Source organism: Gracilimonas sp. BCB1, assembly GCF_040117685.2.
GTDB lineage: Bacteria > Bacteroidota > Rhodothermia > Balneolales > Balneolaceae > Gracilimonas.
In genome coordinates this window covers 171,861-196,963 of the sequence record NZ_JBEDYP020000008.1, presented here as the reverse complement: position 1 = coordinate 196,963, position 25,103 = coordinate 171,861, and the positions used below count along the sequence as shown (strand labels likewise).

The window sequence follows — 25,103 nt, the reverse complement described above, 5'->3', positions numbered from 1 at the left end:
TTAGGATTGATATATCCCTGTTTCGTGATTTAGTGGCACTATTGAATTTTTTGAATATACAATTATTGAACCACTCCTACATAAACGTATGCGATGCCACCGGTTAGCTTTACGGCTCGCTTCTCTTTGAAAGAACCCGACTCGTCCATCAAAGCTAAAAATTTATTACCGGCGGGGAATTCTGCACTTGTCCGTGGCAGATAGGTATAAGCTTCCCGGTTTCCACTCAGCCATCCGCCGATAGCCGGCATTATATGCTGGCTGTATAGTTCATAAGGATATTTCATGAGTCCTTTTGGCTGCCCGAACTCCAAGACTGTAACTCTTCCGCCGGGCTTTACCACTCGCGCCAGTTCTTTCAAAGCAACCACCGGGTCATCCACGTTTCGGATGCCGAAGGCGATACTGGAAATGTCAAACTTGTCGTCTTCATAGGGAAGATTCATTGCATCGGCCACTTCGAAATCAATTTTCAATCCTTCTTTCTCTGCTTTTGCAGGTGCTGGTTCAATCATAGGAGCACAAAAATCGGTACCCAAAACATAGCCGGATTCTCCCACAGCCTTTTTAAACTCGATCGCCAAATCACCGGTTCCGGTTGCACAATCCAGCACATGATCCCCTTCGTGAGCTCCGCTTTCCAATACCGCCTTTTTCCTCCATGCGTGATGCACCCCGAAAGACAGTACGCTGTTTACCCGATCATAATCATCGGCGATGTCGGCAAACATAGATCTTACTTTTTCACTCATAAATATCAGTTAATTTTGCTTTGGCTATAAAACCCAAAGCAGGCTGAAATGGTTCTTTTACAGACTTAGAATATAAGGAAATAATGCAACCCTGATGACAAGAAAAAACCGGTCAGACCAGCTCCATCAAATGGTCGGTTTTATTGAGCTCCACAGCCTTAAATTTTCCATCATGCCAGGTGAGATGATTAATGGCTCCGTTCTGATGTTCAATTTTGTGCATGTTCTTCAACCCGTGCCCCAGCCACTCGGATAATAAAATACGGGTTAGTCGGCCATGAATCATAAATACAATGCTCTCCTCAGCTGATGACTCCAGGACCTCCTCTACTTTGGTGTTGGCTCTTGCATAGGTTTGTCGGGGTGACTCTCCATTTTCGGGAGCATAATCAACGTTTCCACTTTTCCATTTTTCATGTACTTCCATTACTTCATCTTTAATCTCTGTAAAAATCTTTCCCTCGAGAACGCCAAAATTAATCTCGTCGAGTTCCGGGTATTTATGGATATCCAGCTTTCTTTGTGATGCCAAAGGTTGTGCCGTTTCGTGGGTTCTGCGTAATCCGCTTGCGACGATTTTATCCACTTCATAGGGTTCAAGAGCTTCACATATGGCTTCCGCCTGCAGTCGCCCCAACTCATTGATGGAAGCATCCAGGCTCCTCCCCTGAATGATATGCTGCTTATTGTTATCCGTCTCTCCGTGGCGAATGATGAATAGTTGCTTCATTTAGCTAAGAATCGGTTTCTTCAAAAATCATTCTACTCCTTCAGCTCCGGCTTAATAGTAATCTGCGGCTTTTCGAGGTGCTGAATTACCTGTTCAGTGGTAGAACCCAGTAACATGCGAGACAGTCCGGTGCGACCGTGCGTACTCATTACCACCAGATCGGCATTTTCGTTGGCATAATCGATGATTTCGTGGTGAGCAGCAATGGATTTCAGGATTATGGTCTTGACTTCAATGCTTTTTTCTTCTCCACCCTCCCGGTGCACCAGGGTGTCTTTGAAATCACCCTCGCCATCTTCCACCGAAAAATTATACTCCTCGTAATCATCAAAAAAGCTTTTTAAGCGGCCTTTTAATCCTCCATAAACAGCTTCTTCATCTACTCCTATGGTAGTAGGTTCAACACCATGCACATCGTGGGCATACATTTCTATTACATTCAGCAACTCCAGTTTAGCTCCAAATTTTTGAGCTACATCAAATGCTAACGGGATGGCAGCAAGGGAGTGATTCGAAAAGTCGCACGGAACTACGATGGTATTTATATGATCCGATACCATCTTCTCTGAGAGGGTTAGTACCGGCGTTTTGGAACGGCGAATTACTTTATCGGTAGCACTGCCGTGGAAAAAATCAGCAAAGTGATCACCCTTGGCACTCATCATGACCAAATCATAATTCCCTTTCTCAATCTGGCGCAGAATGGAGTCGGACGGCTTTCGATCAATATTTACAATGTATTCGCCGCGCTTGTCTTTCTTTTTGATATGCTCGTTGGCGAATGCACTCAGTTCCTTCCGCTGGTTTTCAATAAGCTTGGGATACACGTCTTTATCCATGCTCAATGGAACCCCGATCTTATCAAAACTATCGCCTAAGTATTTTGACAGGGGTATAACGTGCATTAAATCAACGGTACAGTCGAATCGGTCAATAAAAAGATCGGCTGATTTCAAAGCAGCATTCGATTTCTCGGAAAGATCGGTAGGTATTAATACACGCTCAACATTCATAACCACTCCTGTTTTATTGAATAACTAACTCTATTAATAAAATAAGTTAGCGGCCGCTAATGTTCCATCTTTATTTATCGCGGAGCCGGTCTAAACCTCCCACTAAAATAACTCCAATCAACATCCCGATGATACCACCCCATACATTTGGATCATCGCCGGGATTGGCTCCCATCCAACCCGGCACATAAGGCTCCGTTTTAATCAGCTTATTCTTCACTGTTTCAATCTCTACCTGTTTCATCTCCTCAAACGTAGATTCAGCATTCCTGATTTCACCGATACGTTCGTATTCCGGAAGATTTGTATTAGGTGGATTTTCCATCAACTCCTGCACCTTGGGATGATTCATATACTCTACCTGTGTCACTTCAGCGCGTTGTACAAACTCCCGATGCTGATACGGCCAAATCACATAGAGCGAACCAATCAGAAAGCCAATAAGCACCGCAATGGTTTGGGAGTGATATTTTGAAAGCAGCCACGAGAGAAATCTCGAGAAAGCGGCTAATCCAACAACAGCTCCCAGCACAAAAGGCAGCAAGCCAATCAGCCCGTCTACCGTTTCCACTCCGCCCAGCTTCCCGATTTCAGTAAGCAGGTAATCATATTTCCGCATAATGAGTAACAGGTATGAACCGGAGATACCCGGAAGTATCATGGCACAAATCGCAATGCAGCCACTTAGAAACACAAAGGCCGGGTGTTCAGGTGTATCGGCCGGAACCAGCGATACAATCCAGATTCCAAAAGCCATTCCAAGCACCAGCATTAGCAGTTCTGTTTTGGTGAATCGCTCAAGCGCTTTGATCAAAATGTAGATAGAGCCCACAATCAACCCAAAAAAGAGTCCATACACAATTTCGGGATGCGTAAACATGTACACCTGCAGTGGCACCACCTTGGTGAAAAAGGCCAGTGCTGAAAAGATTCCCAAAAACAGAAATGCCAGGAAAAAGATGTGAATTTCTTTAAACGCCGCTTTCCATTTCAGGGTAAAAAACAGCTTTATAAAATTACCGTTTACGCTTTTAATGGCATTCAGCAAGCGCTCATAGATACCCACAATCAGGGCCATGGTTCCGCCACTAACGCCAGGCACAATATCAGCCGATCCCATCAAAAAGCCCTTAAGGGCTAAAAACGGGGCTTCTTTAAAAGTAGTGGTGTCTTTGGGTGAGGTTGACGTTTGCTCCGGTTTAGTCACTACGAGCCACCCCATCCTTTTTCGCCGATAAGCGGCACAAATTTAAAATCAGCCAGTTCTTCACGCTCAAATTCATTATCGGAAACCCGGGTAATGCGCAACATCATTTGTTTGGTGTCGTCTCCCACCGGAATCACCAACCGGCCTCCAATGGCCAGTTGCTGTACCAGGTCGTCCGGCACAACCGGAGCCCCTGCTGTAACAACAATACCATCATACGGGGCATAGGTGGACCACCCCAGTGTTCCATCTCCCACCTTCAGCATAGCTCGATAACCTAATTCATGAAGGGCTTCTTTTGCACGATGATATAATTCCTTGTGCCGCTCCACACTGTAAACATCCGCTCCAAGTTCACACAATACCATACACTGATAACCGGAACCCGTTCCGATTTCCAGTATCTTCTCGCCCTTATCGATATTGAGTAACTCAGTTTGGGCAGCTACCGTGAACGGCTGAGAGATGGTTTGGCCCATCCCGATTGGGAGAGCAGTGTCGTTGTAAGCTTTGGTATGCAGGGCGGTATCAATCAATTTATGGCGGGGGATCTTCCCAATAGCCATTAACACACGCTCATCTTCGATGCCTTTCTTGCGTAGCATTTCTACCAACTGCCTTCTTGGCCGGACAAATCTGCGATCTTCCTGCAAACTAACTTCCCTTTTTGTTCCCTGTTTTGTCTTTAATCAAGTATAGGCATTTGGTGTAAAAAATGAGTTAATAAATTAGCTTTTAGTTTCACTTTCCCGTCAGTGCTGTTATTTTCTGCTGAACTTTCCATAACCCGACTGAATGATCATCGCACTTTTGCAAAACCTGACATGGGGCATCGACCCTGAACTCTTCTCCATTGGCCCTCTTGCCCCTCGCTGGTACGGATTGATGTTTGCCGGAGCTTTTGTATCCGGTTATTTCTTTGGGGTGAAATTATGGAAAGACGGCGGTCGTAAAGTCGAGGAAATGGAAAGTATGCTCACCTGGATTTTAGTGGGAACCGTAATTGGTGCCCGCCTCGGCCACGTCATTTTTTATGATCCCTCCTATTACCTGCGGAATTTAGATCAGGTGCTGGCTATTTGGAATGGCGGATTGGCAAGCCACGGTGCAGCCATCGGGATTATTGTAGCCATGTATTACCAGTCTAAAAAAGCCCGGAAAATGAGTTTCTGGTGGCTGGCTGACCGGGTTGTAATTCCTACAGCCGTAGGTGGAGCTTTCATCAGAACCGGTAATTTCTTCAATTCTGAAATTTACGGACATGCCACCGATGTATCCTGGGGTATTGTTTTCACCAATCTGCCCGGACCGGCCGGTACCATTCCACGCCACCCAACTATGTTGTATGAGGCTATGCTTTGCCTCCTTGTGTTTGCCGTTCTTTGGTATATCTATAAAAAATATAAGGCACACCCTCCGGAAGGTTCGTTGTTTGGGATGTTTTTAATCCTGCTGTTCTCCGGACGGTTCTTCCTGGAATACACCAAAATTCCACAGGCCAATTTTGCCAGCGAGTGGATCTTTAACATGGGGCAGTTACTCAGCATCCCCCTTGTGTTGATTGGTTTATATATTGTGCTTAAAAGAGTAGACTGGAGTAGCTATTCGAAATCGCCGGCAAATCCTTAAAACCCAATCTGAAAATTTATGGCTATACGGTGATTTTCCAGCTCAGCCTGTTCGGGCGGGAAAATATAGTTGAGCCTGATTTTCGTTTGCTCAGTGGGCAGGCAGTTTAATCCAATGACAAGTAAGTCGCTGTTTAAGGCCGGAATGTCTTCCGATTGAAAACTATCCCAACGCACTAAAAACTGTGCTTTTTCAAGAAATTTAAAACCGCCCGTTACCTGATAGCCCATAATTGTATCATCAAATTCTCCGGACTGATTATAGTCAATCAATGCAGAAAGGAACTCCCCTCCCATAATAAATCCGCTGTTTTCAACCCGTAAATCTCCTCCAAAAATAGCATAATCTCCATCTATGGAAGGAATGGTTCCCGCGGCTATGGACTTATCATCTTGTTCTCCGTACGAACCGTTTGCCCCTAATGCCAGGTTGGTCCCATCTTTAAATTCAGCATCAAAAGATAACCGGCCGGCATAGTAGAAAGCGTCGTTGTCATTGGGCTGCAGGTTGTTTCCATTGAACATCCCAACCGAATATCCAAAGCCCTGGTCAAACCGGCCATGTAATTTCACCCCTATGTCGCGGTTTTCTGTTAATGCCTTAACTACCTGCGACCGGCTCACGAAATCGAGATCCTGAGGGCCTTTCAGGAATTCTGCGCTGATCCCCGGTTTCTGGGCGCCGGCGGTCACATTAAATGCATTGTTAAAGCTATATCCTGCGGTAGCATCCAACAGAATAGGATTGTCGGCCGCATCAAAATGAACTACATAGTTAAATCCTCCGTCCAGCTTTCCGCTTAACTTTATTCGTGCCGTGGGAAGTGAAAAACTCCGGGATGAGGCCGGTGCCTGATCGTCAAAATCATACAAAGCCTGAACCTGAACCAAAGCCCCCACAGACAGAGATTCGTTTTTAAACAAATCCCGAAGTTCGTCCATAAATGATGAATCGTCCTGGGCCGTAGCTGAAACGTGTAACAGGCTGAGTGCTATGGCCAGGAACAGAGTAGGAAAAAGCTTTTTTGAACAGTTCATAATAGATGTTGGTTTTCGGTTAAAACCCAATTACCAGTCGAGTGCCAACAACAACGGCATTATCCAGTGTGGCATCCAGCCCGGGATTGAGTACATATTGGACGTTTCCCTGAATCTGAACATAATCATTTAATGCGAATTGATGCGTAAACTCAATATTAGTTTCAGCTTTTTCCGGTTTATAACTGTTCAGATAGGTAACGCTTCGGTATTCAGGGCTTGCCATTGCATGGGCTACTGCTAAACCGGTTTTATCACCGGGGCGTCCTGGTATCAACCCATCAAAAACGAAGCCACCGCCTAAAAATGCATTCAACATATTTATGTCCGGATTCACTGCACCGGCTCTGAAAAAAGCCCTCAGGCTTCGTGGTGATGTTGATGTATTTGAAAATATCTCGTATTCCCCCATAGCATAGAAACCAAACTCCTGCTCCCGAAAACCGGTTACTTCCCAAGTGCTTCTTTCCTTACTGTAAAACCATCCACCTAAGGCAATTTTGTTATTACTGACCACACCGGGATCCAGCATATTCTGCAATCGGGTTACCCGGTTCCTCATTTGCAGACTATTATCTCTCAGCGACTGAAACCCAATTTCCCCAATTACGAAAACTCCTTCCCGCTCCCGGAGTTGAATTTTTGTTCCCCGGGTATTGCCCGGATCGGAGGGCACTCCATCTAAAACAGCTGCCTGCATATACAACCCGCTAAATGGATTTATTTTTAAACGGGCAGCAAGTGAGGTGTATGGGAAGGTTGACGGTCCGAGAACTCCACTTAACGCAATGGTAGGATCTAATCCGTGTGAGCTGTTCAGAAATAAAAGACTGCTGTTCAGAACATTAAACTCGGAGTTGATATCATACAAACCCAGCAGAATGGAACTGTTGGCTAGAAAAAATTTTTTCTGCACCCAGATTTCAAATATGCGCCAGGAGTTTTCGGCCTCAATATTACTTATTCCCTGCAGGTCTCCCGCAAGTCCGCTAATGCTCCCTCCCTGATTCCCAATACCGTACACATAAAAGGTAGTCCCCGAAAGCCCAAGCGGAAGTTCCTCGAAGTTTACCTGCATGTTTACATCAATGTTATCGAAGTACCGAATGCCGGTTTCTCTCCCTCCGGCTACATTCCCGAATAAATCTCCGGTATAACTTACACTGACTTCAAATGGGTTGGCTGCATTCTCCTCTGCATTTTGAGCAAAGGTTGCTGCCGGTTGCAAAAATAGAAAAAGAGCGAATACTAATCCGCATTTACCGAGAGATGTTGGTTGAGCAATCAAGCTATTTATTGTTTTGTGAACCTTTGAAGAGTCATCTTATTTAATGTGATTGGTGGGTTGATCATTCACCGTCCTGCTATCTTTATTTTGACTGTCTTTAAACTACCAGTATTTATGAGGTTGCTTAGGGAATCAATTACTTGATTTCTATCTTTGCCCACCTAATATAGAATTATGGAATTACTCTCGCTTCCCATCACCAAAGTTTTTTTGTATGCGCTTCTCACAGCGGTTACTACCGGTTTGGGAGCTGTGCCCTTCTTTTTTATAAAGGATATTTCTCCTTCCCTGCTGGGTAAATCCAATGCAGCCGCCTCCGGATTGATGCTTGCCGCCAGTTTCAGCCTCATCATGGAAGGGTACAATATAGACCAATGGATGACGCTGGGAGGCATGCTGGGCGGCGTGGTTTTGGTGGTATTAGCTAATCGCTGGATGGAGGACCGGACTGAGGTTGGTGTTGAAGACCTTATTACCGGTAAGCGTAAACAGATGTTGCTTTTCCTGGGTATCATGACGGTCCATTCCTTTGCCGAGGGTGTTAGCGTTGGTGTTTCTTTTGCCAACACCATGGAGTTTGGTGTTTTTATCGCGATTGCGATTGCCGTTCATAACATTCCTGAAGGGCTGGCTATCAGCCTGGTTATGGTCCCCCAGGGAACCTCGGCTTTTAAAGCTGTGCTTTGGAGTATTTTTTCGAGTCTTCCACAGCCGTTGATGGCTATACCTGCTTTTCTGTTTGTTGAAGTTTTTAAAGAGTACCTTCCCTTTGGCCTGGGATTTGCCGCCGGTGCTATGATCTGGATGGTTTTTGCCGATCTCATTCCCGAAGCTCTTGAAAAATGCTCACCAAAAAAAGTGGGGCTTTGGGTTACACTGGCGATCCTTGCCATGAGTGCATTCCAGGTTCTAATAGGGCACTAAACGAGACCAAATAATCTTCATTTAACGATTTTGATCATTACGCCTGAATCGTTCATCATTTACATTCTTTTTTAAGTTTTTTTCAAAGCCTGAATTGTTCATTTCGTATTTTAGGTGAAATAAATTTTCAAGCTTTTTCTTTAAGACATTGAACTTTAGGCATACCCTGCTCTTACTCTTTTTACTGATCCCCATATGTTCGCTCGCACAATCAGAGACTACTGACACCCCTGAGGAGAAACAAACCCTCAACGTCTATTTAGATTGCCGGGGGTGTAACGGAAGTTATGTTCGCTCTGAGGTGAATTTCATTAATTTTGTACGAGATCAATCGGATGCCGAAGTACACCTTCTGGTTACCCTCCAACAGACAGGAAGCGGAGGTTGGGAGCATACTCTGAATTTTATGGGACAGGGTTTTATCGAGGATAAATCTCAGATTCTTACTTTTGTAAGCCCTAAATCAGATACTAATGATGAAATGCGCCGCCGCCTTGTGAAACACGTGAAACTGGGGCTGGTCTATTTTCTGGCCGGGCGGGAAGTGCTTTCAGATCTGAACGTAAATTTTTCCGGATCGCTAAGTGAAAGCACGGTGGTGAATGAAACCGACCCATGGAACAGCTGGATATTCCGTGTACGAGCAAGTACCGACTTTGATGGCGAACAATCGCAGGGTAATCTCAGACTAAATGGGAACGTTGATGCCCGGCGTATTACCGACCAGTGGAAAATCAATTTCAACTATAATCAGAATTACCGGCGGCGCAGCTTTACTTCTGAAGACAGCACCGGAAAAGAAACGACCGATATTTACATTACTGAAAACCAGCGATTTTTTGGCTTGCAGGCCTTTAGCTTAGGGGATCACTGGACGGTAGGTGCTTACCAGCGTGCCCAATCATCAACCCAGAATAACATTGATTTAAGCATCGGCGCCACTCCCTCTATCGAGTATAGCCTGTTCCCATACAAAGAGTTTAACCGGCGGGAAGTAACGTTTCGGTATGGTATTCTTGGTTCTTATTACGACTACAGTGAAACCACCATTTATAACAAAGACGAGGAGTTCTTGTGGAGGCAAGAACTTACTATCAGAACGGATTTCACTCAACCCTGGGGAGGAATTTACGGTTGGCTTGACGCCGGCACTTACATGCATGATTTCAGCAAGAACCGCGTGAATATGGGCTTCCGGGTTAATATGAGAATCGTACGGGGCCTCTCGATTTTCTTTTCCGGACGATACTCTTTAATTAACGATCAGCTTAGTCTTCCCGCCGGTGATTTAACCGAAGAAGAACGGTTGCTTAATTTATCCCAACAAGCCACCTCTTATGAATACGGTGGCTCATTCGGATTTGAATTTAACTTCGGTTCCGTTTATAACAACGTGATTAACCCTCGTTTCTAAGCGTTATTCCCGTTGCGGATCATGGAGGCATTCAATTTTTCTCCGCCTCTGATTCCAAAGTCCAGCGTTCGGATTGGGTAAGGAATCATAATGTCGTTCTCATCAAATGCTTTTTTCAATGCAATGATCGCTTCACTTTGAGCTCCCCAATATTGAGGCAGTTTATCAAAGGCGATCCAAAAGCGAATTTTGAAGTTTACCGAACTCCCGCCAAACTCATCAAAATAGAGTTCAACGTCCCTGGAAGTATCCCTCATGTCCAATTTTTCTATAGCTTCAATGGCTATTTTACGGGCTTTTTCGAGATCATCCCCGTAGGAAACACCGCAGGCTAAATCAATTCTTCGCTCTCCGTTCTTGGTATAATTTATAAACGGGTTCTCGTACACCACTTTATTGGGCACATAAATTATTTGTCCCTGCGGGGTACGGATTACCGTATTTCTTAGGTTTAGCTTCTCTACAGTTCCAAAAAGGTCGTTGGTTTCTATGATATCACCTATACCGAATGGGTGACGAACCGATAACAATACGCCCGAAATAAAGTTCGAGGCGATATCCTGAAAGGCAAAACCTAAAGCTAATCCAATGATACCGGCACCGGCAAGCAAGCTGGTGACCATACCATCCAGGTTCAGAATACTAAGCGCAATAAATACCCCGATACCGATTACCAAAACTCCCAATACGGTTTGGGCTAACCCGGTTACGGTTTTGTTAGTCGTAACTTTGGAAAGCACCTTACCAACAAATTTTCGTATCCCCTTGGCTATGGCATAAAAAACGATGACGACCAGTAGTGCTACCGCAAGATTTGGCAGCATCTCGATGGTGGTAGTCAACCATTTCTTCTACTTTTCCGGTTACTAATTCGTAAATATTTCCTATTTCCATTTGTTCTAACTTGTTTTCTGTATTGATCTTATGCTATTATGAAGGAGATTGAGTAAGAAATTGTTCCATTCAGGTCGTCTTTAAAGAAATATTAATCCAAGTAACGGTAATTCATGAATTTTTGCCTTAAAACAACCCTCTCAGTATTTATTATATCTTTTCTATCCGTGCCTTTTCTGCAAGCTCAGGATTATGCCGCCAGCGCCAATGAAGTAACACCACTACTGATCAGCTCAGATATCCCGGATGTCTCCGTAAAGAACATTGATGGCGAGACCGTTAATCTCCGTGATAAAGTGTACGAACAGCCTTCCATCTTGGTTTTTTACCGGGGTGGCTGGTGCCCTTATTGCAGCCGACACCTTGCTGACCTTAAAAAGATTGAAGAGGATCTATACGAAATCGGGTATCAGATTTTAGCCATCAGTCCGGATCGTCCCGAAAAACTAAAGGCCACGCTCAATGAAAACGAACTGGGATATACCCTCCTTTCTGACAGCCCGATGAAAGCCACCAAAGCATTCGGCCTGGCTTTTAAGGTTGATAATGAAACCGTTGAAAGATATAAGTCATTGGGTATTGACCTTGAAGGAGATTCAGGGTATGATCACCATCTGCTGCCGGCCCCGGCTGTTTACATTGTAAATACCGACGGGATAGTCCGGTTCAATTATGTGAATCCAAATTACAAAGAGCGTATTGATGGCGGTGTATTACTTACCGCCGCTAAAGCCTATTACGAAGAATAAACAAGGCAACTGTTGAATGGCCGGGTATAAACTGTATAGCAAAAGTAAACTAAATGTATCCGGCCTTACAGTTGAAGTACATCGGAAAAATGTGAAAAACCTGAACCTTCGAGTTTATCCTGCCGAACGCCGGGTAAGGATTTCCGTCCCCCGGCGTATCTCTGATTCTGATGTGGCAAACTTTGTTGAGGGCAAGCTTCCATGGATTCAAAAACACCTGTCCAACTACCGAATAAAGGCTAAGCCTCGACCTAAGAAATTTATATCCGGCGAACTACATCCGGTTTGGGGAAAAGACCTCGAGCTGGTTGTAATAGAAAAAAATAAACCACCACGGGTTTGGGTTGATGGCGATAAACTGAAGTTATTCATCCGCCCCGGAACCAATCAACAAAAGAGAGCTTCCATACTAAAGAAGTGGTATCGGGAAGAATTAAAGCAAAGAATTCCCAATCTCATTGAGAAGTGGGAACCCCGAATGAACGTTAAGGTAAATGAATTTGGCGTTAAGAAAATGAAAACACGATGGGGAACCTGCAACATTCGTGATCACAGAATTTGGTTGAACCTGGAACTTGCCAAAAAAAGACCCGAACTTCTTGAATATGTTGTTATCCATGAAATGGTGCACTTACTGGAACGCCTGCACAGTAAACGCTTCTACCGTTTTATGTCCGAATTTTTACCGGAGTGGAAATCATTAAAAGATGAGCTGAATGGAAAGTCCCGCATCTCAGATTGCTGATACAGCCCTTCTAACTACTTTTTTTCAGCCTTCTCAACATCTGCAACTAACCTCCCACCTCTTACGGTAGCGCCTAATACCAATCCTGCACTAACTAATACAAGGTTTTTGACAATGTACTGCCCCTCCAAAGTCAGGCCAAAAGGGAAAGTGGTCCACACAACTTCCGGCAGAATGAAAAGTGGCAAAACAGTTCCTGGCATTTGTAGAAAAAGCAAAAAGAGAGTTGTTCTCATATACTTTCCAATAATCAGTCCAAGACCGATAAGGACTTCCCAACCTGCTAAAATTGGAATGAATAGATCCGGATCCATAAAATAAACGGTATTTCTAACCAACCCTTCAGCCGGACTTAATCCGGGAAAAAACTTCAACATTCCAAACCAAAAGAATATTATGCCCAGCCCTACCCGTAATGTTATAAGGCCATACCGGGCCATCCACTGTGTGATGCGGTCATCTAGTTTGTCAAAATACTCGTGTATCATAGCTGGCCATTTTATTCAGCTGTTGAATGTACAGGATGTTTATAAAGATCTTGTGAAGGCATTTTTTATTTACAGCGAAGGGTTTTCAGGGTTCTGTCATCTAAGTAAGTGAACCCAAAATTATATCAGGAGATATATCATGAAAACCTTAGTTAAATCTTTTGCTATTACCGCTTTATTGTTGAGTCTTTCAGTGAGTGCAATCGGTCAACAACGATCTAAGAATCCAGACCGCGATAGAGGTGAACGCGTAGAACGGTTTCAGCAAAAACGAAATGTCCAGGGCCAGCAGCACCAGCGAGTCATGGCTATGCTCGACCTCAGTGATGAACAAAAAGAGCAGATTCGGGAAATTCACCTGAATGGACAAAAAGAAATGCTTCCGCTGAAAACACAACTGCAGGAAGCCCATGCCAAGCTTCGCACGCTTACCGTAGCAGATAATTATGATGAAGCAGAAGTTCAGGAAGTAATTGGTACAATTTCTGAGCTGAACAAAACTATGTTAACAACCCGGGTAGAACACCGACAGCAAATCCGCGAACTTCTCGATGATGATCAGCGCGTTAAGTTTGACAATCTGCATCTTCGAATGCAGAAAAGATTATCGAAAATGAGATCAAACCGTTAGTAAGTAGCTTTGAATGCAGGGATTGAATTCCCTGCATTTTATTTAATCCTTTTGGTAGCTATAATGCAGGCATCAAAACCATCACATAAAAACCCTAAAATCAGTTCTATCGAGGATTCTGAATATATTGAACGGCTTAACCGCCGCGATGAATCTGCCTTTAAGCAGTTGGTGAACGAACATAAAAATCAGGTGTACAACACCTGCCTGGGGTTTTTACGAAATCCGCACGATGCGGAAGATGTGGCTCAGGAAGTGTTTATTCAGGTGTTCGATTCGATTGGCGATTTCCGCGAAGATGCGGCACTTTCAACCTGGATATATCGCATTGCTGTTACCAAATCCCTGGAGTTGATTCGGTATCGAAAACGGAAAAAACGATCTGGTTTCTTTAAGGCCATTGGATCTGTTTTCAGTGAACCGGATGAGCAGGAGGATGTATCAGGTTATATGCATCCCGGTGTTAAGCTCGAGAACAAAGAACGAGCTGCGACTTTATTTAATGAAATTGATAAGCTGCCTGAACGTCAGCGGGTGGCCTTCACTTTACAGAAAGTAGAAGGACTAAGTTACCAGGAAGTAGCGGATGTGATGGAAATAAGCGTTCCGGCTGTTGAATCACTTATTCATCGCGGAAAAGAAAGCCTGAAAAAGCAGTTGTATAACTATTATCAACAAAATGAACTGGATTGAATCATGAAAAATCAAAAGCACACAGATCGGGAAGTGGATAAAACCCTGGCATCGCTGGACGGGATAGAGCGTGCCACCACCGATGACTTCTTTTACAGCCGGGTTACTGCACGGCTTGAAAAGCGCAACAAGGCTCAGGAATCTTCAGGTATTGGAGTAGCCGTTGCTGCCGCCGCCGTATTCATTATGCTGGTTTTAAACCTGATTTCCATTTCCCAATACCCCCCAGCCACTGACTCTACTGCCACTACCCGAACCGAAGTTGTTGATCAGCTGGCATCCGATTACCAATCCTTCGACAATAATTATTACCAAACTTTTGAGGAAGAGTGACATGAACATTGAAACCAAATTTAAGTGGGCGCTAACCGGTTTTCTTGTGATGGTGTTGCTAAACGCTGCACTACTTACCACGATCTGGATTAAAAAGTCAGGTAATCGTGACGGAAGGAGCTTTCGTGACAGTGACCGGAATCCAAATGTCATTCACCGATACATGCAACGAGAGCTACAGCTTTCCGATGCCCAGACCGATTCCTTGTCCGCTTTGCGTAAATCTCATTTTGAAGAGATGCGTGAACTTCGAAAGGAGCTTAACGAGGACCGGCGTGCCTATTTTAATTTTATTATGGGCGATGAAGCCGGTAATGACCAAAAGCGCGACTCTATCCTGACTGAACTCACCAACCGGTACAATCTCATTGAGAATATGTTTTATACGCATATGACGGACATGAAAGAAGTCCTCAACAACGATCAGCAGGAACGCTTTGAGCAGTTGATGAGAGAGAGTTTTATGCACGACCGAAAAGGTGGTACTATCCAAGTACCCCATAGAAACCGGTAAACTAATCATTTGTCGATGTTCGGGCGATTATTGCGTATCTTTGAAGCCTATGACTACGACTGAAACCGCCCAAAAAACCGACCTTAAAGCATTAACCAAAGAAGAGCTTACCCATTTTTGTAAAGAACTGGGCTTGCAAAGCTTTCGCTCCGACCAAATTTTCCAGTGGCTTTACCAAAAAGGGGTGTCTGACTTTGAAGACATGACCAACCTGTCTAAAGACCTGAGAGAGAAACTGCGTGAGATAGCTACCATCAACCGAATAAAGCCGGTTCAGCAGCAGGAAAGTAAAGACGGCACCATTAAGTTTCTCTTTAAGCTGAACGATCCTGAAGAAGATTATAAAGTAGAAGCCGTATTAATCCCGGACTTTTTTGCTGACGGAGCCGCTCGCCGACTCACCGTTTGTGTGTCTTCACAAGTGGGTTGTGTATTCGGGTGTGCTTTCTGTGCAACGGGTAAAATGGGGCTATTCCGCAACCTGACGCACGGTGAAATTGTGGATCAGGTGCAATACATTAACGATTTGGCCGAAGAAAAGTATGGTAAGAAAATCACCAATGTTGTGTATATGGGAATGGGCGAGCCACTGCACAACTATAAAGCCATCACGAATTCAGCTCACATAATCTCGGATCCGCTGAGTATTGAACTTTCCCCTAAACGAATTACGGTTTCTACTGTTGGGCTTACCAAGCAGATTAAGAAACTGGCAGATGATCAGGAAGAATTTAACCTGGCTATTTCCCTGCACGCGCCTACTGATGTTAAGCGGGATAAGATCATGCCTATCAACAGCTCTATGAACCTGGAAAGCCTGGAAGATGCTGTTAAACATTATTACAGAGCCACTGAGCGACCCATAACTTACGAATACTTGTTGTTTGACAACTTCAATGATAGCCCCCAGGATGCCCGTGAATTAGCCAAAATTGTGAAGTGGGCACCCAGCAAGGTCAACATCATTATGTACAACAATGTAGCCGGTGTTGAGCTTCAGCGGGCAAGAGAAGATCGGCTGGACAATTTTATGCGTGAACTGATCAAAAATGATGTCCGTGCAACGGTTCGAAGAAGCCGCGGTGATGACATTGACGCAGGGTGCGGTCAGCTTGCTATCCGGGAAGGAGCTCCCAAAGGTAAGACGATGGCGAAAAAGTAAAGAGAAGGATTTTCTCTGGCTGCCTTTCATTCAGACGCAGAGCGTCCGGAACCAGAGTAATAGGTAATAAAAGAGTGAGACTTCATAATACAGCACTCAGAATACAACATTCCGACTCCTGTATTCTGAGTGCTGACTCCTCCCTCCTTAATCAATCATTGTAAAAATTCGCTCGAAGCGTGGCACCCAGTTGTCGGTGGAGAACCATACAATGGATGCTTTCCCAATAACATGATCGCTGGGAACAAAACCCCAGAAACGGGAATCCTGACTGTTATCGCGGTTATCTCCCATAGCGAAGTAGTAATCCTGCTTAATGGTATAGGAATTGGTCTCTTCCCCGTTGATAAAGATCTTTCCGCCTTCCCGTCTCAGATCGTTTCTCTCGTATCGCTCAATAATATCTTTATAGATGAACCAATTATCATTGGTGATCTGAATTTCCTGTCCTTCAAACGGTATTACGATTTCAGGAAGTTGATCTGAATTGTTAAATGCTCTTGAGAAATCTCCCGAACTCTGTACATAATTCCGGTCAACACTCCCCTCGGGAGTTACATTTAAAAACATGGTATCTACTTCGGCCCATCCGCTAACAGTTGAAGCCACATCATCTGTCATGTTTACTACATAGGTATTGTTATTGGTGTAGCCTATTAACTCTCCGCCTACCGATTCCATTTTAGCGTTGCTGAGACGGACTCGCTCTGCCATTCGCACCACATAATGACGTTGTACACCTTCATGTTGCACCGATTTCCCACCATTGACATATAAGATTTTATCCTGAATTGAAATGGTATCGCCGGGAATTGCTACGGCTCTTTTGATGTAATTGGTTTTTTGTGATACGGGCTTCACTTCCCATGGCACATTAAAAACGAAAATGTCATTTCGTTCTACATCACGGAAACCGGGTAGCCGGGTCCATGGAAGCTGAACGCCGGGCACGCACCATCCCTGCAAAAAAGGAACACATAACCCCATCGGAGTTCTTGGGCCGTAAGTTACATTGGATACGATGAGCAAATCTCCCGTCATCAGGGTTTTTTCCATGGAAGGAGTGGGAATTTTGTACGACCCAAACAGAAATGCACGAAGAATAGCTGCTGCAATAAAAGCAAATACAATGGCGTCAACCCACTCACGCAGCCATGATTTAGCCTTCTTATTTTCTTCTTCTTTCTTTTCTTTCCTTTTCTTCCAGTATGAGCTTAATCCCTGCTCTTCGGGGTTCTTATTCTCTTCCAAGTTCCGGTTATTTATTTTGTTTTGATATGAGAGGGTTTTTTGATTTCCTCTTTCTTGTATTCTCCGGCCTCATAGGAAACTTTATACCACTGTCCCCTTTCCGGTGAATAAAAGTAGTCAACGTATTCTTTAGGTGATGTTTCCCGCAACTCTTTGGTTAGGGTTCGCTTTACCTGCGGCATTAAATCCACATAGCGACTGGCACCTACATATACCAAGCCGTCATCAAAAGGGCCTTCCAAATCCAGCACCATCATCGGAATATATCCGTCAATGATAAACCAATACTCAAATTGTATGGATTTTCCATCCCTTAAATATCCGTCTTTTTCAATGATATCCTCCACCTTTTGGGTTGGATCGCCATACGCTCCCTGCAGAACAGCACGAATTTCAATTGCGGGCATTCGGTCCAGTTCATTATAATTGAATCCCTGCCCGGTCCATTTTATATCAGCAAAACGCGACTGGAATTCAGCCCGGTCTTCCTGACTCACTTTTTTGATATCCGGCTCTTCGAACTGCGCCTGTGCAGCCGTGGATATCATCACCATCAGTACAAAAAAGAAAAAGAATTGTTTCGTCAATCGTTGCATAAAACCTATCTGTCGTCTTCGTCCATAGATAGTACGGCGAGGAATGCTTCCTGAGGTATTTCAACCGTACCTACCTGTTTCATTCGTTTTTTACCTTCTTTCTGTTTTTCAAGCAGCTTTCGTTTTCTGGAAATATCACCACCGTAACATTTCGCGGTAACGTCTTTACGCATCGCACGAACGGTATCACGGGCAATTACCCGGTTTCCGATAGCCGCCTGTACAGCTACTTCAAACTGTTGCTGAGGAATAAGTTCCTTTAATTTTCCACAAACTTTACGTCCGAGGTAATAGGCCTTATCACGGTGGGTGATACTTGACAATGCATCCACCTGGTCGCCGTTCAGCATAATGTCCAAACGAACAAGATCGCCTTTTCGGTATTCGATAAATTCATAATCCAGAGAGGCATATCCGCGCGTTCCGGATTTCAACCGGTCATAGAAATCAAAAACCACCTCGGCCATCGGTAGTTCATACGTAATCTCCACCCGATTATTTTGCATGAACAGCTGGTTTACGTAAATACCCCGCCGCTCCTGGCACAGCTTCATAATCGGGCCGATGTAATCAGCCGGGGTAATGATACTTGCCTTGATGTACGGCTCATAAATAGCTTCGATGTCGCCGGCACCGGGCATCTGGCTTGGGTTATCTACCTCAATCCGGTTACCGCTTTCAACCAGCTCCACTTCGTACTGCACGTTGGGCACCGTGGTTATGATATCGATATCGAATTCACGATCGAGGCGTTCCTGCACAATTTCCATATGCAGAAGTCCGAGGAATCCGGCCCGAAAACCAAAACCCAGGGCTTTGGACGTTTCCGGCTCATAGGTCAAAGAGGCATCGTTCAGCTGAAGCTTTTCAAGGGCAGCGCGAAGGTCTTCAAAGTCGTCGGAGTCCGTCGGGAAAATTCCACTGAACACCATAGGTTTAGCTTCCTGGTAACCCGGAATAGGGTCTTTGGCTGGATTATCCACTTTGGTGATGGTATCACCCACACGGACATCCTGCAGCGATTTCACACTCCCAATTACATAGCCTACTTCCCCGGCGTGCAGCTCTTTGGTGGGCTCCTGCTTCATTTTCAGGTAACCGATCTCTTCGGCGTTATACTCTTCATGGTTAGACATGAATTTGAAGAGATCTCCTTTTCGAAGTACACCCTCCATCACCCGAACATAGGCTACCGAACCCCGGTAGGTATTAAAAACGGAATCAAAAATAAGTGCACGCAGTGGTTTGTCTTCTTCTCTTTTGGGACCCGGAACTTTCTTTACAATCTCCTCAAGAAGCGCATCTACACCTTCACCGGTTTTACCGGATACGTGAAGAATGTCTTCATATTCACACCCGATCATATCCACAATTTGCTGCCCCACGCCTTCAGGATCAGCACCAGGCAGATCAATTTTGTTCAATACCGGTATAATTTCCAGGTCCTGATCAATGGCCTGGTATAAGTTTGAAATGGTTTGTGCTTCAATTCCCTGGGCCGCATCAACTACAAGAATAGCGCCTTCACAAGCTTTTAAGGCACGGGATACTTCGTAGGCAAAATCAACGTGCCCGGGCGTGTCAATCAGGTTGAAGATGTAGTTGTTGCCATCAGGACTTTTATAATCCATTCGGATGGCGTGACTTTTAATGGTGATGCCACGCTCACGCTCCAAATCCATGTCATCCAGCATTTGCTCTTTCATCTCCCGTTCGCTGATGGCGCCGGTAAGCTGAAGAAGTCGGTCTGCTAAGGTTGATTTCCCATGATCAATATGGGCAATGATGCAAAAGTTTCGAATGTTATTCATGTGCGGAATTCGGTGCGTCTCACTTTAAACAACAAAGATACAAAGAAGGCAGGAGCTGTTAAAATTTCGTTATCAGTGAAAAATATAGTTAGTTATTCGTTACTCGAATTAGCTAATTAATCAATCTAAAAAGTTTAATCTGGTACCGAATAACGATTAACGAAATCACTCTCCGATATGCTTATGGGTACCTTTGTCGTGGCGTTTGCGCAGCCTTTTTATAACTTTGTGAAGGGGAATTTCTTTTTCTGCAAGCAACAGCATGAGGTGAAAAATCAGATCAGCCGCTTCGTTTATCGTCTCTTTATCTTTCGTATTTTTTGAAGCGATTACAGTTTCAACAGCTTCCTCACCTACTTTCTGGGCGATCTTGTCAATGCCTTTTTTGTACATGGAGGTGGTATAGGAACCATCCGGCATTTCAGACTTTCTATCGTAGAGCAATTCTTCCAGCTCTTTCAGAAATTTCAAGTCCTTTTTTGTCAGTGTTTTAATATCAGCCATTTCTAAACTCATGTATGCTTTTATTTGCGGGTGTGAAGTTCACCATTTTATGACCCCCAAACAACGGTTTTCCTAAAATTTAATACTGGGGTAAAGTTTTCGTTATTCGTTATTCGTTATTCGGCCATTGGTCATTGGTCATTGGTCATTGGAACTTGGAACTTGGAACTTGGAATTTAACCCCTACTCCTCCCCATATCCCGTCATCTCAATATACCCCTGTCCGCTTACCTCTTCCCCGTTCATGGCGCCCTTTACGGATAGCGTTCCTTCATAGTATCGTACCGAAACGTCCATTTCCTGATCGTCGAAGAGCGTTGCCAGTTCAAGCCGAAGGTTTTCTCCGGGAATTTCCAGCACCCATTCGGAAGGATAATCAGCTCCGCTGTGCGGACTTTCCCACCGGTCCAATACTTCCAGATTTACTTCCCCCGGATTGATGTTCGTCTTATTTCCCAGGGGATCAACGAGTGAGCCGGTGGTAAATGTACTCACCGATCCATCCGCATTGCGCAGCTGGTAATACATCAGGTCATAGCCATTTGATAACTGAATGGAAAACCAGTCCCAGCCTTCCTGATCTTCCCCCAAAGCAGAAGTACTCCACTCATGATCCATCCAGCTTTGCCCTTTTACATTGTACTCTGTGCCATTCATGGTGAGGGTTCCACGGGCGTCCATTCTGGTAAAGGACAAATAATAAGATGCATTTCCCTCCCCCGGCCCTTTCTTATCATACCCTTTCTCTCCCTGGAGGGTCAGTGGTTTGGTCGGTGTCACAACCAGGTTAATTGCTGAACCGTCTTCCATTGTTCCCTTAATACGGGTCGGGAAATTCTTGTCATTACTTTCTTCTTCGTTCTCGCGGGTAATTTTCCAGTCTTCCAGCCAAATTTCGAATGGCTCGGCTTGAGCGCCGGCTAAACCGGCTGCACCACGGCTATATCGCTCATCAAAAACATGATTCTCCTCCTGCACATCTGAAATGGCAAAATGCCCGAGATAAAGCTGATCCGTATTCCAATCTTCGCCTTGAGCAGCACCGGCTTCGCCATTAGCAGGTGGATTTAACTGACTCCGAAAAATGGTGAACTGATAGCCAAACTGACGGCCTTCTTCAGTAAATAGGTTACCTGTGTAGTACCACCACTCCGTCCGGTATCCGGGATGCGGACCGTGATCATCAGGGAAAACAAATTCTCTTGGCCCCGTTGCCCTCAGGTATCCTTCCTCATCACCCCCGCCCATAGCTTCGGCTACTGAAACGGTAGCTGAAATTTCTTCATCTTCCTGAGTTATAAAATACAGACTTCCTGCGGCTATGAATATCGCAACCGCTGAGATCCAAATAATTTTTTTCATAGACATACTTCTTACTTAATCATTTCTAAGAGCATCAGCCGGATTTGCCTGTGCCATTTTCCAGGATGGGTAGATGCCCGCTAAAAGAGCCGCAATTACTGCAAGCCCAAAGGCCTGAAACAGAACTTCAGGAGTAATCATGAACTGTAACGTCCACCCAAAAGAGCGAAGGTTAATGACATACACCAACACATAGGCCATCAGAATACCAAGGGGTACAGAAAGCAGTCCCGCCATTATTCCCATCACCCCCGTTTGAGTTACCACGTAATTCCATAGCTGTCCGGGCGTCATTCCGTTGGCCCGCAATACAGCCAGCTCCCGAGAGCGCTCTAACTGAAGAGCCATTAATGCGGACAGAACTCCTATAAATGCAACTAAAATAGCCAGCATTCGGAGGACCACCGTTACCGTAAATGTGCGATCAAAAATCTCAATGGAAGCTTCCCTCAACCCTTTGTTGGATCGGATAAAAACCTCCTGCATTCCGGCGGAATTCTCCCGGAGTCGTTCTACCAATGTCTCCACCTCCACCCCGGGTTTCGCATACAGTGCGAGGCCGGAGATAGCATCGTCATCAAAAAATTGGTTATAGATATTCCGGCTAATGGTGATCGTCCCTATGTCGGAAGCGTAGTCAAAATTTATAGCCTGAATGGTAAAGCTTTGTTCTCCGGTATCGGTTTCAATAGTCAGCGTATCTCCCGGGTTTAGCCCATTCCGATAGGCATATACTTCCGAAACCATCACGATGTTTTCCTGGGTGAACTGTTGCCAAAAATCATCAGCTTGTGATTTCAACTGATAGGCCTGTTCGACTTTTGGTCCCTGATTTATGGCCACTAAATTATCTGTACCATTGTTCGTTCGAACTTCTACACTTCGGACTGTTCCGGCATCACCGACTCCATCTGTTTGGCGGAGCAGAACTACCAATTCAGGCTCCAGCGTGGCGTCAGCTTTCCGGGATACCGAGCTGGGCGGCTGTACGTACACATCCGCCTGAAGCTGAGCTTCCAGCCAGGAAACGACGGTGGTTCTGAAGCTATCCACCATCACCCCAACACCAACCGTTGCCGCAACGGCCACTACCAATGCCGCAATAGCAACCGATGTCCGGCTAAGTTCCGTGACTACTCCTCGCACCGCCATTTTCCCTATCAATCCGCTTAATGCCCCAAGCACCGGACGAAGCAGTTTAGCCAGTCCAACAATAATCAAGGGTACGAGAAGTGAAAAGCCTACAATCATAAAAAGCAGTGAAGAATATCCGGCTGCTATTCCTCCATTTGGGATCAGGAGTATTAAACCACCGCCTGCACCAATCATCAGTCCTAACAGTGCAATTGGAGATATCCGGGACGAAACTTTAGACTCGTTGGATGATCGCCTTAATACCGTTGAAACTTCCGCTTCTGAAGCCTCTCTCGCCGGCCAAAATGCAGCAATCAAAGTAGCACCTATCCCAAGCATTACACCTTTCACCATCGGAAATAACCCAATAGATAGTTCCTGCACAGACAACACAAAATATAAGTCGTTAATGGATTGAGTAACCAACTTCACCAACACCTGTGCCAGAAATATTCCGGTTACCATTCCGACTCCTGTTCCCAGGAATCCAATCAGTAATGCTTCTTTAAGCACCGTTGTTAGAATTTCAGATTTAGTTACTCCCAGCGCCCGTAGCCGTCCGATTAGCGGACGGCGCTGAACCACCGAGAAGGTCATGGTATTATAGATGAGAAACATCCCGACCAACAGGGCAAGCATACTCAGGGCCTGCAGATTAAATTCAAAAGCACGGGTCATTTGCTCCACCGTTTCCGTTCGGGATTCGGAGCGGACAATAGAAGCTCCTTCGGGTAACACGGTTTGAATTTTTTTCTTCAGATCTTCCTCACCATCTTTTGGAAGAATGAGATCAATCCGGGTCAGGCTCCCTTCCATATTAAACAACCGCTGTGCGGTGCTAATATCCACAACCAACAAACTTTCTAATGCTTGTTGACTGCGGTCATCTTCTGCCTCAATCAATCCGATTAACTGAACATTAAACGGGCGTCCCCCTACAATAACTAGAAGTGAATCCCCTACTTCAACATTCAATTGTTCTGCTACTTGCTGTGCTACCAGCCCTGTGTTATTGCCACTAATAAAATCGGATAATTCGATCCCGGCCTGCTGACTAGCGTAATCCCGGAATGGAGCTTCGGCTATAGGATCAACCCCAAGCACCTGGAAAGTTCTATTCATTCCTTGCACCTGAGCATATCCCTCAACTACCGGAGCCGATTTCCTGAGCCCGGTTTGAATTCTTAGATTGCGATAAGTTTCGTCAGGCAAGTTTTCTGCCGCTCCGCGAATTTGATGAGTGGCCTTTCCGGTAACCGCTGCTGTTGATAGTTCAAATGCTTTTTCAGCACTGCTGTTAGAAAGGTCTATAGATACAACTACGGCCACACCTAAGGCCACACCTAATATTGAAAGGGCAAAATGCCAGGGATGGCTCAGCAGAAAACGAAGACTGGAAAGCCAGAGTAAATTGGAATTATTTGAACTGCTCATGATACCGCCATCTCTGCTACATCCTCTACTTCTCGTAATTTGCCACCGCGGAGTTCCAGCACGCGATCTGCAATTTTACAGATATCCCGGTCATGGGTAGCAAGAATAATAGTCCGTCCGTTTTCCCGAACCAGTTCATTTAAGATATCGAGGATTTGCTGACCGGTTTCAAAATCCAGGTTTCCGGTGGGCTCGTCAGCTAATATCAGCATAGGTTCATGAGCAAGCGCACGTGCTATGGCCACCCGCTGTTGTTCCCCTCCGGACAGACGGTCGGGGTAACTGTCTCCCCGGTCTCCAAGTCCAACGCTGTCTAAAAACTGTTGAGCTTTGTCCAGTGTTTCGTCGTCTGTTGCCCCTTTCAGCTTCAAAGGCAGTAACACATTTTCATGAGCAGTCAGTGTCGAAATCAGATTAAACGACTGAAACACAAAGCCGATATTGTTGCGCCGGAAAAGAGTCCGGTTCTTTTCATCGAGCTCTGCCAGATTGGTACCGCCAATAATCACCTTTCCGGCGTCAGGTTTGTCAATTCCACTTATCAGGTTGAGCAGGGTACTTTTACCGGAACCGGATCGCCCAAGAAGTACAATCATTTCTCCTTCTTTGACTGAAAGATTCAAACCGTCGAGCACCGAACGATTCTTATCCCCTTCCCGGTAGCTTTTTGTCAGGTCGTCTAATTGTATGTGTGAGTTTGCGGGCATCTATTCAAATTAAGCCGTTTCAGGTCATTTAACTTCGAGCTTAACATCACTTACTGAACCAGTGTTCCTGAATAGTGACGAATTAACCTTCATTCATAAAA

Annotated in this window: 26 protein-coding genes; 10 read left to right on the top strand and 16 right to left on the bottom strand. The window is 45.0% G+C overall.

The annotated features are described in order from the left end of the window. Positions 1-62: 62 nt before the first annotated feature. The 5 genes from ubiE to ABFW99_RS03850 all read right to left on the bottom strand — a co-directional run bounded on the left by ubiE (position 63) and on the right by ABFW99_RS03850 (position 4,355). Positions 63-752 carry a bifunctional demethylmenaquinone methyltransferase/2-methoxy-6-polyprenyl-1,4-benzoquinol methylase UbiE gene (gene ubiE, locus ABFW99_RS03870; protein WP_349354626.1) on the bottom strand — a complete coding sequence of 230 codons (690 nt, stop codon included), beginning with the start codon at positions 750-752 and terminating at the stop codon, positions 63-65. A 112-nt stretch (positions 753-864) separates the two neighbouring features. After that, positions 865-1,482, bottom strand: coding sequence for a histidine phosphatase family protein (locus tag ABFW99_RS03865; RefSeq protein ID WP_349354625.1), 618 nt, complete (start codon positions 1,480-1,482; stop codon positions 865-867). Positions 1,483-1,514: 32 nt separating this feature from the next. Beyond that, on the bottom strand, positions 1,515-2,495 hold the full coding sequence (locus ABFW99_RS03860) for a universal stress protein (protein ID WP_349354624.1): 981 nt from the start codon (positions 2,493-2,495) through the stop codon (positions 1,515-1,517). Positions 2,496-2,565: 70 nt separating this feature from the next. Then, positions 2,566-3,717 (bottom strand): DUF368 domain-containing protein, encoded by a 1,152-nt coding sequence (locus ABFW99_RS03855; RefSeq protein WP_349354623.1) that lies wholly within the window; start codon positions 3,715-3,717, stop codon positions 2,566-2,568. Further along, a complete protein-coding gene (locus tag ABFW99_RS03850; RefSeq protein WP_440707426.1) occupies positions 3,702-4,355 on the bottom strand; it encodes a protein-L-isoaspartate(D-aspartate) O-methyltransferase in 654 nt (217 codons plus the stop codon). The genes ABFW99_RS03855 and ABFW99_RS03850 overlap by 16 nt, the downstream gene beginning before the upstream one ends. A gap of 142 nt (positions 4,356-4,497) precedes the next feature. Between ABFW99_RS03850 and lgt the strand changes: the two genes are divergently transcribed. Further along, positions 4,498-5,331, top strand: a complete 834-nt coding sequence (gene lgt, locus ABFW99_RS03845) for a prolipoprotein diacylglyceryl transferase (RefSeq protein ID WP_349354621.1) — start codon at positions 4,498-4,500, stop codon at positions 5,329-5,331. Here the strand turns inward: lgt and ABFW99_RS03840 are convergent. Beyond that, a complete protein-coding gene (locus ABFW99_RS03840) occupies positions 5,328-6,368 on the bottom strand; it encodes a porin (protein WP_349354620.1) in 1,041 nt (346 codons plus the stop codon). The genes lgt and ABFW99_RS03840 overlap by 4 nt on opposite strands. Positions 6,369-6,387: 19 nt before the next feature. After that, positions 6,388-7,656, bottom strand: a complete 1,269-nt coding sequence (locus ABFW99_RS03835) for a carbohydrate porin (protein WP_349354619.1) — start codon at positions 7,654-7,656, stop codon at positions 6,388-6,390. A 174-nt stretch (positions 7,657-7,830) separates the two neighbouring features. Between ABFW99_RS03835 and ABFW99_RS03830 the strand changes: the two genes are divergently transcribed. Further along, entirely contained in the window at positions 7,831-8,580 is a 750-nt protein-coding gene (locus tag ABFW99_RS03830; protein WP_349354618.1) for a ZIP family metal transporter, read from the top strand. 148 nt (positions 8,581-8,728) lie between these two features. After that, on the top strand, positions 8,729-9,994 hold the full coding sequence (locus ABFW99_RS03825) for a hypothetical protein (RefSeq protein ID WP_349354617.1): 1,266 nt from the start codon (positions 8,729-8,731) through the stop codon (positions 9,992-9,994). Here ABFW99_RS03825 and ABFW99_RS03820 read toward each other — a convergent pair. After that, a complete protein-coding gene (locus ABFW99_RS03820; protein ID WP_349354616.1) occupies positions 9,991-10,836 on the bottom strand; it encodes a mechanosensitive ion channel family protein in 846 nt (281 codons plus the stop codon). The two genes, ABFW99_RS03825 and ABFW99_RS03820, sit on opposite strands and share 4 nt — an antisense overlap. A 165-nt stretch (positions 10,837-11,001) precedes the next feature. Here ABFW99_RS03820 and ABFW99_RS03815 point away from each other — a divergent pair, with 165 nt between their 5' ends. After that, positions 11,002-11,637 (top strand): peroxiredoxin-like family protein, encoded by a 636-nt coding sequence (locus tag ABFW99_RS03815; protein ID WP_349354615.1) that lies wholly within the window; start codon positions 11,002-11,004, stop codon positions 11,635-11,637. A 16-nt stretch (positions 11,638-11,653) separates the two neighbouring features. After that, positions 11,654-12,382: a M48 family metallopeptidase gene (locus ABFW99_RS03810; RefSeq protein ID WP_349354614.1), complete on the top strand. Its 729-nt coding sequence runs from the start codon at positions 11,654-11,656 to the stop codon at positions 12,380-12,382. 14 nt (positions 12,383-12,396) lie between these two features. On the opposite strand, the gene ABFW99_RS03805 is transcribed toward ABFW99_RS03810, so the two are convergent. After that, positions 12,397-12,870, bottom strand: coding sequence for a DoxX family membrane protein (locus ABFW99_RS03805; RefSeq protein ID WP_349354613.1), 474 nt, complete (start codon positions 12,868-12,870; stop codon positions 12,397-12,399). A 139-nt stretch (positions 12,871-13,009) separates the two neighbouring features. Between ABFW99_RS03805 and ABFW99_RS03800 the strand changes: the two genes are divergently transcribed. From ABFW99_RS03800 to rlmN, 5 genes are all read left to right on the top strand, one after another. Next, positions 13,010-13,501 (top strand): Spy/CpxP family protein refolding chaperone, encoded by a 492-nt coding sequence (locus ABFW99_RS03800; RefSeq protein ID WP_349354612.1) that lies wholly within the window; start codon positions 13,010-13,012, stop codon positions 13,499-13,501. Positions 13,502-13,564: 63 nt separating this feature from the next. Then, positions 13,565-14,194, top strand: a complete 630-nt coding sequence (locus ABFW99_RS03795) for an RNA polymerase sigma factor (protein WP_349354611.1) — start codon at positions 13,565-13,567, stop codon at positions 14,192-14,194. 3 nt (positions 14,195-14,197) lie between these two features. Further along, positions 14,198-14,527 carry a hypothetical protein gene (locus ABFW99_RS03790; protein WP_349354610.1) on the top strand — a complete coding sequence of 110 codons (330 nt, stop codon included), beginning with the start codon at positions 14,198-14,200 and terminating at the stop codon, positions 14,525-14,527. Between the two features lies 1 nt (position 14,528). Next, positions 14,529-15,041, top strand: a complete 513-nt coding sequence (locus ABFW99_RS03785; protein ID WP_349354609.1) for a Spy/CpxP family protein refolding chaperone — start codon at positions 14,529-14,531, stop codon at positions 15,039-15,041. Between the two features lie 49 nt (positions 15,042-15,090). Beyond that, positions 15,091-16,203: a 23S rRNA (adenine(2503)-C(2))-methyltransferase RlmN gene (gene rlmN, locus ABFW99_RS03780; protein WP_349354608.1), complete on the top strand. Its 1,113-nt coding sequence runs from the start codon at positions 15,091-15,093 to the stop codon at positions 16,201-16,203. Between the two features lie 147 nt (positions 16,204-16,350). Here the strand turns inward: rlmN and lepB are convergent, their stop codons facing one another. The 7 genes from lepB to ABFW99_RS03745 form a co-directional block, all read right to left on the bottom strand. Next, complete coding sequence (gene lepB, locus ABFW99_RS03775; protein ID WP_349354607.1) at positions 16,351-17,454, bottom strand: signal peptidase I; 1,104 nt, start codon at positions 17,452-17,454, stop codon at positions 16,351-16,353. Between the two features lie 11 nt (positions 17,455-17,465). Beyond that, a complete protein-coding gene (locus tag ABFW99_RS03770) occupies positions 17,466-18,050 on the bottom strand; it encodes a hypothetical protein (RefSeq protein ID WP_349354606.1) in 585 nt (194 codons plus the stop codon). A 5-nt stretch (positions 18,051-18,055) separates the two neighbouring features. Next, positions 18,056-19,861 carry a translation elongation factor 4 gene (gene lepA, locus ABFW99_RS03765; protein ID WP_349354605.1) on the bottom strand — a complete coding sequence of 602 codons (1,806 nt, stop codon included), beginning with the start codon at positions 19,859-19,861 and terminating at the stop codon, positions 18,056-18,058. A gap of 165 nt (positions 19,862-20,026) precedes the next feature. Then, positions 20,027-20,377 carry a phosphoribosyl-ATP diphosphatase gene (gene hisE / locus ABFW99_RS03760; protein ID WP_349354604.1) on the bottom strand — a complete coding sequence of 117 codons (351 nt, stop codon included), beginning with the start codon at positions 20,375-20,377 and terminating at the stop codon, positions 20,027-20,029. 171 nt (positions 20,378-20,548) lie between these two features. Next, positions 20,549-21,727 (bottom strand): lipocalin-like domain-containing protein, encoded by a 1,179-nt coding sequence (locus ABFW99_RS03755; protein WP_349354603.1) that lies wholly within the window; start codon positions 21,725-21,727, stop codon positions 20,549-20,551. Positions 21,728-21,742: 15 nt separating this feature from the next. Next, a complete protein-coding gene (locus ABFW99_RS03750; protein WP_349354602.1) occupies positions 21,743-24,295 on the bottom strand; it encodes an FtsX-like permease family protein in 2,553 nt (850 codons plus the stop codon). Further along, on the bottom strand, positions 24,292-25,002 hold the full coding sequence (locus ABFW99_RS03745; protein ID WP_349354601.1) for an ABC transporter ATP-binding protein: 711 nt from the start codon (positions 25,000-25,002) through the stop codon (positions 24,292-24,294). The genes ABFW99_RS03750 and ABFW99_RS03745 overlap by 4 nt, the downstream gene beginning before the upstream one ends. Between the last annotated feature and the right edge of the window lie 101 nt (positions 25,003-25,103).

Coding starts and splice junctions, on each gene's coding strand:
- ABFW99_RS03800 (WP_349354612.1), top strand. CDS start 13,010: ATGAAAACCTTAGTTAAATCTTTTGCTATTACCGCTTTATTGTTGAGT.
- ABFW99_RS03750 (WP_349354602.1), bottom strand. CDS start 24,295: ATGAGCAGTTCAAATAATTCCAATTTACTCTGGCTTTCCAGTCTTCGT.
- ABFW99_RS03785 (WP_349354609.1), top strand. CDS start 14,529: ATGAACATTGAAACCAAATTTAAGTGGGCGCTAACCGGTTTTCTTGTG.
- hisE (WP_349354604.1), bottom strand. CDS start 20,377: ATGAGTTTAGAAATGGCTGATATTAAAACACTGACAAAAAAGGACTTG.
- rlmN (WP_349354608.1), top strand. CDS start 15,091: ATGACTACGACTGAAACCGCCCAAAAAACCGACCTTAAAGCATTAACC.
- ABFW99_RS03770 (WP_349354606.1), bottom strand. CDS start 18,050: ATGCAACGATTGACGAAACAATTCTTTTTCTTTTTTGTACTGATGGTG.
- ABFW99_RS03805 (WP_349354613.1), bottom strand. CDS start 12,870: ATGATACACGAGTATTTTGACAAACTAGATGACCGCATCACACAGTGG.
- ABFW99_RS03755 (WP_349354603.1), bottom strand. CDS start 21,727: ATGAAAAAAATTATTTGGATCTCAGCGGTTGCGATATTCATAGCCGCA.
- ABFW99_RS03745 (WP_349354601.1), bottom strand. CDS start 25,002: ATGCCCGCAAACTCACACATACAATTAGACGACCTGACAAAAAGCTAC.
- lgt (WP_349354621.1), top strand. CDS start 4,498: ATGATCATCGCACTTTTGCAAAACCTGACATGGGGCATCGACCCTGAA.
- ABFW99_RS03815 (WP_349354615.1), top strand. CDS start 11,002: ATGAATTTTTGCCTTAAAACAACCCTCTCAGTATTTATTATATCTTTT.
- ABFW99_RS03790 (WP_349354610.1), top strand. CDS start 14,198: ATGAAAAATCAAAAGCACACAGATCGGGAAGTGGATAAAACCCTGGCA.
- ABFW99_RS03855 (WP_349354623.1), bottom strand. CDS start 3,717: ATGGGGTGGCTCGTAGTGACTAAACCGGAGCAAACGTCAACCTCACCC.
- ABFW99_RS03860 (WP_349354624.1), bottom strand. CDS start 2,495: ATGAATGTTGAGCGTGTATTAATACCTACCGATCTTTCCGAGAAATCG.
- ABFW99_RS03840 (WP_349354620.1), bottom strand. CDS start 6,368: ATGAACTGTTCAAAAAAGCTTTTTCCTACTCTGTTCCTGGCCATAGCA.
- ABFW99_RS03810 (WP_349354614.1), top strand. CDS start 11,654: ATGGCCGGGTATAAACTGTATAGCAAAAGTAAACTAAATGTATCCGGC.
- ABFW99_RS03795 (WP_349354611.1), top strand. CDS start 13,565: ATGCAGGCATCAAAACCATCACATAAAAACCCTAAAATCAGTTCTATC.
- ABFW99_RS03865 (WP_349354625.1), bottom strand. CDS start 1,482: ATGAAGCAACTATTCATCATTCGCCACGGAGAGACGGATAACAATAAG.
- ABFW99_RS03830 (WP_349354618.1), top strand. CDS start 7,831: ATGGAATTACTCTCGCTTCCCATCACCAAAGTTTTTTTGTATGCGCTT.
- lepA (WP_349354605.1), bottom strand. CDS start 19,861: ATGAATAACATTCGAAACTTTTGCATCATTGCCCATATTGATCATGGG.
- ubiE (WP_349354626.1), bottom strand. CDS start 752: ATGAGTGAAAAAGTAAGATCTATGTTTGCCGACATCGCCGATGATTAT.